Raw genomic sequence first — 13958 nt, 5'->3', positions numbered from 1 at the left:
GGGCCGCCCCGGTTGTGTTTGGTGGGGGTGGTGGTGTGTGTGGGGGCGGGTGCTGGGGCTGTCGGGGGTGCTGGGGTTGTCCGGCTTGATGGGTTTGATGGGCTTGCGCTCGGGGATTGGGCGGGGCTGGTGGAGGTGGGCTCCGGTCGGTGGGGGCGGGTGGTGGCGCTTGCGGTCGGGTGGGGTGGTTGGGGGCTGGCCGGTGGGCGGTGGTGGGGTGTGGGCTGGGCGGTGCGGTGGGCGTCGGATGCGCCGGCTCGGGGAGGCCGGTGGGCGTCGGTTGTGGTGGCGTCGTTTGCCTTGGTGTCGTTCGGGCTGTTCGGGTTGGGGTTCGGTGGTGTTCGTTCTGGGGTGGGTGCGGGTGTGATTCTGCTGGTGGGCGGCGTTGTCAGTGGTAGCCCGCACAATGGGGGGCGGAACGTGGGACGTGACGAAAGGGCGGGGTGACGTATGACGGTGTGGGACGACCTCGTCGGTCAGGAGAAGGTGGCCGAGCGGCTCGACGCGGCTGCCCGGGACGCCGACGCCCTGGTCACCGCGGCCTCCGCGCGCACGCCCCCGCCGGAGGCCTCGAAGATGACGCACGCGTGGCTGTTCACGGGGCCCCCGGGCGCCGGGCGTACGCACATGGCACGGGCGTTCGCCGCAGCGTTGCAGTGCGTGTCCCCGGACCGCGCGCTCGGCGGCTCCCCGGGCTGCGGGTTCTGCGACGGCTGCCACTCCGCGCTGATCGGCACGCACGCGGACGTCACCACGGTCGCCGCCGTCGGTGCGCAGATCCTCGCCGACGACATGCGGGACACCGTACGGAAGTCGTTCACCTCACCCGCCAACGGCCGTTGGCAGATCATCCTCGTCGAGGACGCCGAGCGGCTGAACGAGAAGTCGGCGAACGCCGTCCTCAAGGCCGTCGAGGAGCCCGCCCCCCGCACCGTCTGGCTCCTGTGCGCGCCCTCCCTGGAGGACGTGCTGCCCACCATCCGCTCCCGCTGCCGTCACCTGAACCTGCTGACGCCCTCCGTCGCCGCCGTCGCCGACATGCTCGTACGGCGCGAGGGCGTCGAACCGGACGTGGCCGCCGCCGCAGCCCGAGCCACGCAGGGCCACGTCGACCAGGCTCGCCGCCTGGCCACCGACCCGGCCGCCCGGGCGCGACGTGCCGCCGTGCTGAAGCTGCCGTTGCGGGTCGAGGACGTCGGCAGCGCGCTCAAGGCCGCGCAGGAACTGGTCGACGCGGCCGCCGACGACGCCAAACAGCTCGCCGAGGAGATGGACGGCAAGGAGACGGACGAGCTGAAGGCGGCGATGGGCGCGGTGCAGGGCGGGCGGATGCCGCGCGGCACGGCGGGCGTGATGAAGGACCTGGAGGACATGCAGAAACGGCGCCGGACCCGTACCCAGCGCGACAGCCTCGACCTCGCCCTCACCGACCTGACCGGCTTCTACCGGGACGTTCTCGCCCTTCAGCTCGGCTCCCGGGTGGCGATCGCCAACGCCGACGCCGAGGACGCCCTCGAACGGCTCGCCCGCAGCGGCTCCCCCGAGGCCACACTCCGCCGCATCGAGGCGATCGGCGCCTGCCGCGAGGCCCTCGACCGCAATGTGGCGCCGCTGCTGGCGGTGGAGGCGATGACCATGGCGTTGCGGGCGGGGTGACGGGGGCGGGGCGTGGGGGTGGCGTGGGGGTGGGTGCTGGTGGGGGTGGTCGGGCTGGTCGACGTTGGTCGGACTGGTCGGCTTGAGCGGTTTGGTCGGCTCGACCTGGCTCGATCTGGCTTGGTCGGGTGGATCGGTTTGGTTCCGGTGGGCTGGCTCGGCGGGATTAACGGGCTTTACGGGTTCGGTGGGCTCGACCAGTTCGGTGGGGCGACGGTTTGGTGGGTTCGGCCGGGTGGGGGCTTGAGGGGGCAACTGGCTTGCTGGGCGCCTCGGTTGCCCTGTATGCGGGGCTGCGGGCCTGCGGGCCTGCGCGACCTGCGTGACAGAAGTGGCCTGCGTGGCGGGGAAGGCCCTCGTGACGGGGAGGGGCTGCATGGCAGGGATGGCCCTGCTGACGGGGATGGCCCTCGTGACGGGGGTGTCGGGGTGGTCGGGATGATCAACGGGAGGTTGACCAGGTAGCTCGTACGGGGCAGTTCGGATACAGAGAGCACTTCATCGATCGCACAGAGTTAGGGTCGTTTGATGCACATCAGGCGAACTCCCCGCCCGACCACCCCGTCCTCCGGCCCCGGGCGTCACGCGACCGGCGCGCTGCTCGCCGTTGCCGCGCTGCTCGTCGCCGCCTGCTCGCCCTCGGGCTCGGTGGACTCCGCCGAGGGGGCGGCGTCGGTGACCCTGGCCGCGCTGCCGAAGGCCACGCCGGCGGCGTTGTCGCCGTACTACGCGCAGAAGTTGGCGTGGCGCAGCTGTGGAGTGTCCGGCTTCGAGTGCGCGACGATGAAGGCGCCCCTCGACTACGACGCTCCGGCCGCCGGTGACATCAAACTGGCCGTCGCGCGCAAGAAGGCGACGGGCAAGGGCGCGCCGCTCGGCTCCCTGATGGTGAACCCCGGCGGCCCGGGCGGCTCCGCGATCGGCTACCTCCAGCAGTACGCCGGCATCGGCTACCCGGCGAAGGTACGGGCCCGTTACGACATGGTCGCGATGGACCCGCGCGGGGTCGCCCGCAGCGAGCCGGTCGAGTGCCTGAGCGGGCGCGCGATGGACACGTTCACGCAGACCGACACCACCCCCGACGACCAGCGGGAGACCGGCGAACTCGTCGACGCGTACAAGAAGTTCGCCGAGGGCTGCGGGGAACGTTCGTCGAAGATGCTGCGCCATGTGTCCACCGTCGAGGCGGCCCGGGACATGGACATGCTGCGCGCCGTGCTGGGGGACCGGAAGCTGACGTACGTGGGGGCGTCGTACGGGACGTTCCTGGGGGCGACGTACGCGGGGCTTTTCCCGGACCGGGTCGGGCGGCTCGTGCTGGACGGCGCGATGGACCCCTCCCTGCCCGCGAGCCGCATGAACCTCGACCAGACGGCGGGCTTCGAGACGGCGTTCCAGTCGTTCGCGAAGGACTGCGTTCAGCAGTCGGACTGCCCGCTCGGCGGCAAGGGCACCACGCCCGCGCAGGTCGGCGACCACCTGAAGGCGTTCTTCCGGAAGCTCGACGCCCATCCGATCCCCACCGGCGACGCGGACGGCCGCAAGCTCGGCGAGGCCCTCGCCACCACCGGCGTCATCGCGGCGATGTACGACGAGTCGGCGTGGGCGCAGTTGCGCGAGGCGCTGACGTCGGCCATGAAGGAGAAGGACGGCGCCGGTCTGCTGGTCCTGTCCGACAGCTACTACGAGCGCGACGCCGACGGCCACTACGCGAACCTCATGTACGCCAACGCCGCCGTCAACTGCCTCGACCTCCCCGCCGCCTACTCCACGCCGGAGCAGGTGAAGGACGCGCTGCCCGCCTTCGAGAAGGCGTCGCCGGTCTTCGGTGAGGGCCTCGCGTGGGCGTCGCTGAGCTGCGCGTACTGGCCGGTGAGGCCGACGGGGGAGCCGCACCGGATCGAGGCGAAGGGCGCGGCGCCCATCGTGGTCGTCGGCACCACGCGCGACCCGGCGACGCCCTACCGCTGGGCCCAGGCCCTCTCCCGTCAACTGTCCTCCGCCCGCCTCCTCACCTACGAGGGCGACGGCCATACGGCGTACGGGCGGGGCAGCGCGTGCATCGACTCGGCGATCGACACCTACCTGCTCCAGGGGACCCCTCCGGCGGAGGGAAAGCGCTGCTCATAGCGCGTGTCGGCGGGGCGGGCCGGGGGCGTCGCGGGGTGCTCCGAGGGGTGGCGCGGAGCACCCGCGAAACTGTGTAGACTTACCGTCGTTGCCGACCGCACCATGGTGCGGAGAGCGCGCCGCCTTAGCTCAGATGGCCAGAGCAACGCACTCGTAATGCGTAGGTCTCGGGTTCGAATCCCGAAGGCGGCTCTGTGGAAGCCCCAGGACTCACTCGCCGTGACCTGGGGCTTTTGCTTTTTTCGCCCCCGGCGTCGGCCGACCCAGCCTCCCCCGGCGTCGGCCTACCCAGCCTCTCCCGGTGTTGGTCGGCGCGGCCTTCTCCGGTGTTGGTCGGTGCGGCCTCTCTCGATTGGGTGGTCGAGTCTGGCGAGGTTGAGGTGAAGGCGGGCCGGGGTTCTCCGGTTCGTGTGCTGTGTGGGCGCATGGTTGGCGTTCCTCGTTGAGTTGCTGTGGGCCGGGCTGTCCAAGCGTTCAAGATCTCTCTACCGTGGGTGTCCGACTGCCCTGCGGGGCTGGATGGGCGAAGGGGGCTGTGTGGAAGTCGAGTTGGGGGCTCTCGCGGTATCGGGGGCGACAGCACTGGTCGAGCTGCTCGTGTCGGAGGCGTATGAGCGGGCGAAGAACGGACTGGTCCGGATCTTCGGACCGCGCTCTTCGGATGAGGCCGCCGCAGAGGAACTGCAAGCGGATCGTGAGGAGTTGGACAGGGCGCGGGAGGAAGGTGACACGGACGCCCAGGGCCGTGTCCGGGAGCGTCTGGAAGGGCGACTGTCGGGAATCTTCCAGCAAGATCCGGGGTCCGTGGAGGAGCTGGCGCGGCTGTTGTCCGAGCTGGCGCCGGATGCCTCACGTACCTTCGTCAACCTGGTCAGCGGCGGTGTGAACCACGGTCTGGTCCTTCAGGGTTCGCCCGTTCACGGTGACATCCACTACCACGTTGCGCCGGCACCTTCGCCGGGGTCGGGCCGTTCTGTCAGGCCCGACCAAGTGCCGGTCGTGACCGGGCCGTTCAGCAACCGGACCGATGAACTCGCGGCCTGGGAAGCGCGACTCGGCATGCTGGAGGGCAGCTCCGTCGGTATCGATGTACTGGTCGGACCTCCCGGAGTCGGCAAGACGGCCATGGCCTGGCGGTGCGCGGAAAGGGCCAGAGAACGGTTCCCGGACGGGCAGCTGTACGTGGATTTCGCGGCCCTGCGTGACCAGGTCACGCCGCTCAGCGGGCCCGGTGGGGACGTCTCCGAGGCGCTGGCCATGTGTCTGAGGGCCCTGCCGGGCGGTGACGTCGGCATTCCGGACTCGCTCCTCGACCGGACCAACCTGTTCCGGTCGCGTACGGCCGACCTGCGTATCCTCCTCGTCCTCGACGACGTCAACCAGGCCGCGCAGGTTCGTGCTCTGATTCCCAAGGGGCCGGGCAGCGCCGTACTGGCCACGAGTCAGGGCCGGATCGGTGACCTGACCGTTCGCAGCGGCGCCCGGTTGACACCCGTCAAGCCACTGAATGCGCACGGCGGGCTGGAACTGCTGACGGACCAGTGCGGTGCGGAGGCGGTCGAGGCCGAACGGGAGGCGGCGGAACGCCTGGTGGGCTTGTGTGACGGGTTACCCGTGGCCTTGCAGGTCGTGGCGGCGCGGCTCGACGACGAGCTCCTGACCATGGCGGAACTGGCCGCCGAACTCGAAGACGAGGCCGGTCGACTGGCCGGACTGGCACTGGACGGGGAGGAGTCCTCGGTGTCCGCTGTATTGGGCCCGTCCTACCGGTTGCTGCCGCCCGCTGCGGCGCGGCTCTACCGGCTGCTCGGGTGGCTGCCGTTCGGTATTTTCGACGTCGGCGTGGCCGCGGTCGGCGCCGGTATCGACCCGGGGAGCGCGAAGCGCCTGCTGGGCGTGCTGGTGAAGGCCAGCCTGCTGGAGAAGATGCACGACGGCCGGTACCGCATGCATGACCTCATTCGGCTGCATGCCCGGGAGTGTGCGGTCGAGGTGGAGCCGGCGACCGAGCAGGCGGCGCTGACGAAGCGGGTGGGCACGCACTACCTCGTTCTCACCGCGTTCGCCGACCGGGCGCTCAGGAAGGAGCGGCTGCGGATCGCCGACCTCGCGGACCTGCTGCGGGACGCCGACGACCCCTTCGCCGCGGCCGGCGGGCCACCGCCGCTTGAGTGGCTGGACACCGAGCGTTCCGCCATCCTCGCGGTACTGCGCGGCGCTGTCCGGCACGGACTCCACGCCCTGGCCTGGCGTCTGGCCGAGGCGTTCTCGGTGCTGTTCCTGTACCACCGTTATCTCAGGGCGTGGACGGAAGCACTCGAACTGGGCATCGAAGCGGCTGCGGCAGCGGCGGCCTCGGCGGACACGGCGGGCGAGGTCGAGGAGGCGACGGCAGGCGAGGCCCGGCTACGCAGCCTGCTGTCACGCCCGTTGCTCGACCTCGGTGAGAACGACCGGGCGGGAGTGCAGCTGGAGCGGGCCGTCGCGCTGGCCGAGACGACCGGGCGCCTCGCCCTGCGCGCCTCCGTGCAGGAGTTCCTCGGCCGATACCTGGACGTTGTCGACCCGCCCGAAGCGGTCGGGGCGTATCGGTGCTCCCTCGAACTCAACGAACGTGCCGGGGAGACCCGCGGAGCCGCCCTCGTCACCTTCTTCCTCGGGTGCGCGCTGGATGTCCGGGGCGATCACGCGGACGCCCTGGTCCTGCTGCGCCGGGCGCAGCGGGACCTGGAGAACCGGGTGGAGCCCGACCTGCGGATGGCGGCCCGGGTGAAGGCTGCCATCGGCATCGTGCACGGTCATCTCGGCGACACCGGGCAAGCGCTCCGTGACCTGCTGGCGGCGGCCCGTGCGCTGGCCGGGGTGGCGGACGGGATGCAGTACGAGGCGCAGGCCCGGGTGCAGCTCGCCGACGTCGCCGAGCGGGCGGGCGGCCAGGAGGAGCTGGTGCGTGAGTGTCTGAGCCGGGCCGCCGACATCTACGAGGCACGCGGCAACCGCCGCCTGTCGGAGGAACTGCGGCAGCGGTTGAACGATCTCGACGGCTGACCCACTGATCCGCTGACCCACTGACCCGCTGAGCCACTGACCCGCTGAGCCTGGTTTCCGGTGTGGGTCGGCGGTCAACTGGTCAGCGGGTCGGCAGGGCGGGACGGAGACGCAGGACGACGTCCTCGTCCCGCAGGTCGCCGATGCGCAGCGTCACATGGGTTCCGTCCAGCGGAATCCCCGCACGCAGACAGGCATGGACGACTGCGGCGGGCACACCCGGGTCCAGTTCCGGACCGGTGGTCGCCGCCTCCACGACCCGGCCGTCGCTGAGCCCGATCAGACAGCCGCCGCCACGCACCGCCGACGCCGCGACCAGGCTTCCGGGCAACTGGGCGAGGGTGTCCTCGATCCAGCGCAGGGCCCCGACCGAGGTGGGCGCGGCGTGGCGGCGGACGAGGACCGAGGCGCTCTCGGTCAGCCGGAGGTCGCGTTCGTCGTCCGCGCAGGCCAGATGCGTGAAGAGGGTGTCGGAGTCCGGAGGCGTCCTGCCGTGTGCGGCGACGGTTGCTGGGAAACGGCGCATGGTGACGGTCGGCGCTGTCCGGTCCCCGGCGACGCTGGTGGTCACCTCCCATGAGGTGACCGGTGTGTCGGGTGGATCTGGAACCGGCAGTACCAGGGCGGTCGGGGGCGAGGAGGTCGGTTCCGGCAGCTTCAGCAGGCGGTAGAGGGCGGTGCGGAGCCGGGCGAGGGCCTGCCCCGGCTCGGCGAAGGCCTGCGCGGCGACCGCCGCGTACCGCTCGGGCGGGTGCTCGCGTACGACGTCCTCGACCTGTCGGCGCAGGTCCCCGCGCGGATCGAGCCGGGGTGCGACGGCCGCCAGGTCGTGGACGGCGGTTCCTGGCACCGCGTCACCGCCGAACGTCGCCAGCAGCAGCGGGGTGCCTGCCGCCGCCCCGTACAGGGTGACCGAGCCGTGATCGCCCACGAGGACGTCCGCGGCGACGAGCGCGGGCCGCCAGGCATGGACGGTCGGCATCAGCAGCAGCCCCGCGTCCAGGGCGGCTGCCTGCACGGTGCGGATCTGCCAAGTCCCGTGGGCCGACCACACGTTGGGGTGGACGATCGCGCCGACCCGGTATTCGTCGTAGGGAAGTCGCGCGATGAGGTTCGGCAGGAGATCCGGGTGGCGGCCCAGGAGGGAGGTCGGCCCCCAGGTCGAACTGATCATGACCAGACGCTGGTGTTCCGTGACACCCAGAGCCTCGCGGTACGCCTTCCTGCGCGGCCGGCTGGTGGTCAACTCGTCGAAGCAGGGGTCGCCGACCAGCAGCGTGCGCCCGGCCGCTTTCGGATGGGCGGCGAGCAACTGTTCCTCCTGGGCCGGGTGGGAGACCGCCAGCCAGGCCCGTCCCGACTCCAGCAGGGAGTCCGGTACGACCCCGGAGAGCCTCTCGTGCGGACTCCGGGAATCCGGCACGAGCTTCTGGAAGCCGACGCCGTGCGGCAGCACGAGCACCGGACAGTCGCCTTCCGGCACGTCGATGTTCTCGCTGGCGGAGAGGATGAGGTCGGGGGCGATGTGCCCCAGCTGCTCCCAGGGCATGACCCGGCATCCGGCATGGTGGAGGAGGTCGAGGACGCCGGAGCCGAAGGCGGACGTGGGGTCGTGGGCGAAAACGACGGTCACACGGGGGTCGCCGCGCACGAGCAACGGCAACGTTTCCAGGACGCGTACGGTCGAGGTGACCGTACGGGCGGCGACGACAAGGGTGCGTTCGCCAGGGAAGGTGCTCCAGCGGTGGGCGTCCCGCCCCACGGGCACGCGGAGCGGCCGGCTACCGGACAAGGCGCCCGCCTCTAACAAACCCGCTCCTCCAGCTGGTCAGAGGCTCGCGGCTCGCGGCTCGCGGCTCGCGGCTCGCGGCTCGCGGCTCGCGGCTCGCGGCTCGCGGCGATGGTGCTTTTATCGCTTTTCAAGCCGGTTGGCAATCTTTCGGGAAGTTTCATGGCGAGTAAGTGCACGTGTGAACTCGTACACGGTAGCGAATCACGCCGACCGCAACGTAAGCATCGGTCAGGTCGGGCCGTTCCTGCCGTTGTAGACACCGAGGCCGATGTGGTGGGTGCTCTCCGTCGGTCGAGTTCGGCGTGGGCGGCAGGCGTTTGATGTCGGTCATCGCTCGTGGCCGAGGTCGGTCGATAGGTGGTTCAGGAGGGTGTGTGCCGCGTTGGGGATGACCGTGCCGGGTGGGAAGACGGCTGCCGCTCCCATCTCCAGGAGGGTCGGCACGTCCTGGGGTGGGATTACTCCGCCTACGACGATCAGGATGTCTTCGCGGGCTTCCTTGGCCAGTTCGTCGCGTAGGGACGGGATCAGGGTGAGGTGCCCTGCGGCGAGGGAGGAGACGCCGATGATGTGGACGTCTGCTTCTACCGCTTGGCGGGCCACCTCGGCCGGGGTCTGGAAGAGGGGGCCGACGTCGACGTCGAAGCCGAGGTCGGCGAAGGCGGTGGCGATGACCTTCTGGCCCCGGTCGTGGCCGTCCTGGCCCATCTTGGCGACCAGGATGCGCGGGCGGCGGCCCTCGGCCTCGGCGAAGGCGTCGACCAGGGAGCGGGTGCGGTCGACGGCGGCGGAGTCGCCCGCTTCCTTGCGGTAGACGCCCGAGATCGTGCGGATCTGGCTTGCGTGGCGGCCGTAGACCCTTTCCAGGGCGCCTGAGATCTCTCCTACCGTCGCTTTCGCGCGGGCCGCTTTCACCGACAGTTCCAGGAGGTTGCCCTCGCCTGCGGCTGCTTGGGTGAGGGCGTCCAGTGCTTGCTGGCAGGCCTTCTCGTCGCGTTCCGCTCTGAGGCGGCGCAGTTTTTCTGTCTGTTGGGTGCGTACCGACGTGTTGTCGACCTTCAGTACGTCGATCTGTTCGTCGGTTTCTACGCGGTACTTGTTGACGCCGATGACCGGCTGACGCCCGGAGTCGATGCGGGCCTGGGTGCGGGCTGCGGCTTCCTCGATGCGGAGTTTGGGGATGCCCGCGTCGATGGCCCGGGCCATGCCGCCCGCCCGCTCGACCTCCTCGATGTGCTGCCAGGCCCGCCGGGCGAGGTCATAGGTGAGCCGCTCCACGTAGGCGCTGCCGCCCCACGGATCGATGACGCGGGTGGTGCCCGACTCCTGCTGGAGGAGGAGTTGGGTGTTGCGGGCGATGCGGGCGGAGAAGTCGGTGGGCAGGGCGAGGGCCTCGTCGAGGGCGTTGGTGTGCAGCGACTGCGTGTGGCCCTGCGTCGCCGCCATCGCCTCCACGGCTGTCCGCGTCACGTTGTTGAAGACGTCCTGCGCGGTCAGGGACCAGCCCGAGGTCTGTGAATGGGTGCGTAGGGAAAGGGACTTGGGGTTCTGCGGGGCGAACTGCCGTAGCAGTTTGGCCCATAGCAGGCGGGCTGCCCGCAACTTGGCGATCTCCATGAAGAAGTTCATGCCGATCGCCCAGAAGAACGACAACCTGGGCGCGAACGCGTCTACGTCCAGGCCCGCTTCCCGGCCCGCCCGGATGTACTCGACGCCGTCGGCGAGGGTGTATGCCAGCTCCAAGTCGGCTGTCGCGCCCGCCTCTTGCATGTGGTAGCCGGAGATGGAGATGGAGTTGTAGCGGGGCATGCGCTGGGAGGTGTAGGCGAAGATGTCGGAGATGATCCGCATCGACGGTTTCGGCGGGTAGATGTAGGTGTTGCGGACCATGAACTCTTTGAGGATGTCGTTCTGGATGGTCCCGGCCAACTTCTCGGGCGGGACGCCCTGTTCCTCGGCGGCGACGATGTAGAGCGCCAGCACGGGGAGCACGGCGCCGTTCATCGTCATCGACACCGTCATCCTGTCGAGGGGGATGCCGTCGAAGAGTTGGCGCATGTCGTAGATCGAGTCGATCGCGACGCCCGCCATGCCGACATCGCCGGTCACGCGGGGGTGGTCGCTGTCATAACCCCGGTGGGTCGGGAGGTCGAAGGCGACCGACAGGCCTTTCTGGCCGGCGGCGAGGTTGCGGCGGTAGAAGGCGTTGGACTCCTCCGCTGTGGAGAACCCGGCGTACTGGCGGATGGTCCAGGGCTGGTTGACGTACATCGTCGGGTACGGGCCGCGCAGGAACGGGGCGATGCCCGGGTAGGTGTCCAGGAAGTCCAGGCCCTCCAGGTCGTGGCCCGTGTACAGCGGCTTGACCTGGATGCCCTCCGGGGTCTCCCACAGCGGCGCGGCCTCGCCGGTGGCCTGTTCGGCGGCCTTGGACCAGTCGTCGAGGTCGGCGTCGGCGGCCGGGGTCCCCAGCTCGATGCCGGTGAAGTCGGGGATGTGCCCCATCGTTGCCATCAGGACACTCCCATGCGGTCGAGGGTGGTGGAGAGCACGGCTACGGCGTCGCAGCCCGCGAAGACATAGGTGTCGACGTCGGAGTACGGTCCGGGGCGGCCCGCGAGGAACACGTGCCCGGCACCGGCCGCCCTCAACTCCCCGGCGACCAGGGCCGCTTGCTCCTCGTACAGGGCGTCGCTTGAGCAGAGGCACGCCTCGGTGGCGCCGCTCTCCGCGAACTCGCCCTCGGTGACCGGCTCGATGCCGCCCGCCTGGAAGAGGTTCGACGCGAAGGTGAGGCGGGCTGTGTGCGCGGCGGCCGGGCCGAGGGCGGCCAGGTAGATCCGGGGGCGGGCGCCGGTGGCGGCGAGATGGGCGTCGGAACGGGCACGCAGCGCCTCGTAGGCCTCGTCGCGCCGGACGCGGGGGAGGCCTCCGGAGGGCGGCGCGGGGGCGGGTGCGCGGGCGACGGGTCTCTCCGTCAGGTGGGGGAACTCGCTGACGCCGGTGATGGGTTCGCGGCGCTCGGCGAGCTTCGCGCTCCGGGCCGACCAGGTCTCGGCGAGGCGTTCGGCGATCATTCCTGATGTCAACGCGGCTTCCTGGCCGCCCACTTGCTCGATCTGCTGGAAGAACTCCCAGGCTGAGTGGGCCAGTTCATCGGTCAGCCGCTCCGCGTACCAGGAGCCGCCCGCCGGGTCGATCACCCGTGCCAGGTGTGATTCCTCGATGAGGATCGTCGACGTGTTGCGGGCGATCCGGCGCGCGAACGCGTCCGGCAGGCCCAGCGCATGGTCGAACGGCAGCACGGTGACCGCGTCCGCCCCGCCCACCCCTGCTGCCAGCGTCGCGACCGTCGTGCGCAGCATGTTCACCCACGGGTCGCGGCGCGTCATCATCACCGGCGAGGTCACCGCGTGCTGCACCTGCGCTCCGGCTGCCGGTGCCCCGCACACCTCGGCCACCCGGGCCCAAAGGCGCCGCGCCGCACGGAACTTGGCGATCGTCAGGAACTGGTCGGCGGTGGCCGCGTACCGGAACTCCAGCTGCCCACAGGCCTGTTCGACACTCAGACCGGCGCCGGTCAGCTCCCGCAGATACGCCACGCCGGTCGCCAGGGAGCAGCCCAGCTCCTGTGCCGCCGAGCCGCCCGCCTCGTGGTACGGCAACGCGTCCACGGTCAACGCCCTTAGCCCCGGGTACGTTTCGGCGCAGCGCCGGGTGAGGTCGGTGAGGGGCGGGATGCTGGAGGGGCGGCCGGTGCGGGCTTGGTGGGCCAGGGGGTCGGCGCCGAGGTTGCCGTGGACCAACTCCGGGGGGATACGCCGTTCCGTGCAGAGGCGTAGTAACGCGCTTGCGGCCGGCCCGACTTCGGCACCCGCGTCCAGGACGATCGGCGCCAGGTCGAGGTGGACGCCGTTCAGCACTTCGGGGAGGGACGCGAGCGGGATGGCGTTCGGGCCGATGGTGAGCCAGAGGGACGTGGCGCCGTTCTCCAGGTCGGTGAGGACGGCGTCGTTGTCCGCGATCGTGTGGCGTTGGCGTACGTCCCAGCCGCTGACGGTGTTGCCCTCGGGCCTGCTGCCCCGGAGGTAGGGGGCGAAGCCGGGGAGGCCGGGGGCGGGGGCCCGGTCGCGCGCGGTGTAGAGGGGGCGGGTGGTGAGGCCGTCCTCCAGCGGCGTGGACAGCGCGGCCTCGGCTGCCTCGGCCGTGACCTCCCTGCCCGACTTGCGCAGGACGCCCGCCACCAGCTGCTGCCACTCCTCATGGAGTGGGGGAGGGGACGGGGGCTCGGGGCTTGTCCGCATGGGGGCTCCTTTCCTTGGTGGAGCGGTGACTTGGGCGCTTCAGCCGGTCGGGAGCGCGGTGCGGGCGAGGATCGTGCGGATGCGGGTGATGACGTCCGGTGCGCGGTCGGCCAGGTAGAAGTGGCCGCCGGGGAAGACGTGCATCTCGAAGGTGCCGTTGGTGTGTTCGCGCCAGGCCTCGGCGTCGTCGAGCGGGACCTTCGGGTCGGCGTCGCCCGTGAGGGTGACCACCGGGCAGCTCACCCGGTGGAAGCGCTCCGGCTGGTAGGTCTCGGCGGCGCGGTAGTCGGCGCGCAGGGCCGGGAGCACCATGCGCAGCATCTCGTCGTCGCCGAGGATGCGGGCGTCGGTGCCGGACAGCTGCTTCAGCTCGGCGACGAGGGCCTCGTCGCCCAGCGTGTGGACGTACTCGGGGGACAGGCGCGAGGGCGCGCGGCGGCCCGAGGCGATGAGCACGGCGGGCGGCGTGCCCGCGCGCTCCAGCAGACCGGCGAGTTCGAAGGCGACGGAGGCGCCCATGCTGTGCCCGAACAGGGCCAGCGGCCGGTCCGTCCAGCCGTCGAGCAGGACGGGCAGGAGCCGGTCGGCCAGCTCGGTGACGCTGCTCGCGCACGGCTCGGTGCGCCGGTCCTGGCGCCCCGGGTACTGCACCGCGAGCACGTCGGCCACCGAGGACAGCGCGCGGGCCACCGGCAGGAAGAAGCCCGCGGAACCGCCGGCGTGCGGCAGGCACAGCAGCCTGGCGCCGCTGTCGGGCGCCGGGTGATAGCGGCGTATCCAATGCCCCGGTTCGAGCGAATTCGCGTCCACACTCGGCTCCGTTTTCCGTGGTTTTTTCTGATTTCGGATTGCTGAGGAAAATGAGGCAGCGTCATTTTCGCAGGCGGCTTCAATGTATCACTCAAGGGTCGCTCAAGGAATGCTCAGGAATTACTCTTGATGGCGTTTGCGCGCATGTGACCTGTAGTTCTTGTTGGCCGCGATGAAGTGAGAAAGTGCGGTGAAAGAGGGGTGGAAAAGGAGAGCTG

The 13958-nt window shown here is 70.6% G+C and carries 7 protein-coding genes and 1 tRNA gene; 4 read left to right on the top strand and 4 right to left on the bottom strand.

Annotation, left to right across the window (positions count from 1 at the left end):
• Window positions 1–450 precede the first annotated feature (450 nt).
• The 4 genes from ACIQOU_RS07940 (at window position 451) to ACIQOU_RS07925 (ending at window position 6834) form a co-directional block, all read left to right on the top strand.
• The gene (locus ACIQOU_RS07940) at window positions 451–1656 is read left to right on the top strand and encodes a DNA polymerase III subunit delta' (RefSeq protein ID WP_401534970.1); all 1206 of its coding nucleotides are present in this window, start codon (window positions 451–453) and stop codon (window positions 1654–1656) included.
• Between the two features lie 528 nt (window positions 1657–2184).
• Entirely contained in the window at window positions 2185–3786 is a 1602-nt protein-coding gene (locus ACIQOU_RS07935) for an alpha/beta hydrolase (protein WP_401534969.1), read from the top strand.
• Window positions 3787–3904: 118 nt separating this feature from the next.
• Window positions 3905–3978 (top strand) — tRNA-Thr (locus ACIQOU_RS07930).
• Window positions 3979–4323: 345 nt separating this feature from the next.
• Window positions 4324–6834, top strand: a complete 2511-nt coding sequence (locus tag ACIQOU_RS07925; RefSeq protein ID WP_401534967.1) for an NB-ARC domain-containing protein — start codon at window positions 4324–4326, stop codon at window positions 6832–6834.
• Between the two features lie 82 nt (window positions 6835–6916).
• Here the strand turns inward: ACIQOU_RS07925 and ACIQOU_RS07920 are convergent, their stop codons facing one another.
• From ACIQOU_RS07920 to ACIQOU_RS07905, 4 genes are all read right to left on the bottom strand, one after another.
• Entirely contained in the window at window positions 6917–8602 is a 1686-nt protein-coding gene (locus ACIQOU_RS07920) for a hypothetical protein (RefSeq protein ID WP_401535794.1), read from the bottom strand.
• 351 nt (window positions 8603–8953) lie between these two features.
• Window positions 8954–11131, bottom strand: a complete 2178-nt coding sequence (scpA, locus tag ACIQOU_RS07915) for a methylmalonyl-CoA mutase (protein WP_401535793.1) — start codon at window positions 11129–11131, stop codon at window positions 8954–8956.
• An 8-nt stretch (window positions 11132–11139) separates the two neighbouring features.
• Window positions 11140–12930: a methylmalonyl-CoA mutase family protein gene (locus tag ACIQOU_RS07910; RefSeq protein WP_401534964.1), complete on the bottom strand. Its 1791-nt coding sequence runs from the start codon at window positions 12928–12930 to the stop codon at window positions 11140–11142.
• 39 nt (window positions 12931–12969) lie between these two features.
• Window positions 12970–13740 carry a thioesterase II family protein gene (locus ACIQOU_RS07905; RefSeq protein WP_401534962.1) on the bottom strand — a complete coding sequence of 257 codons (771 nt, stop codon included), beginning with the start codon at window positions 13738–13740 and terminating at the stop codon, window positions 12970–12972.
• Window positions 13741–13958: the final 218 nt, after the last annotated feature.

The organism is Streptomyces sp. NPDC091279, assembly GCF_044757465.1.
In the GTDB taxonomy this organism is placed as follows: Bacteria; Actinomycetota; Actinomycetes; order Streptomycetales; family Streptomycetaceae; genus Streptomyces.
This window is presented reverse-complemented; position numbering and strand designations above follow the sequence as displayed.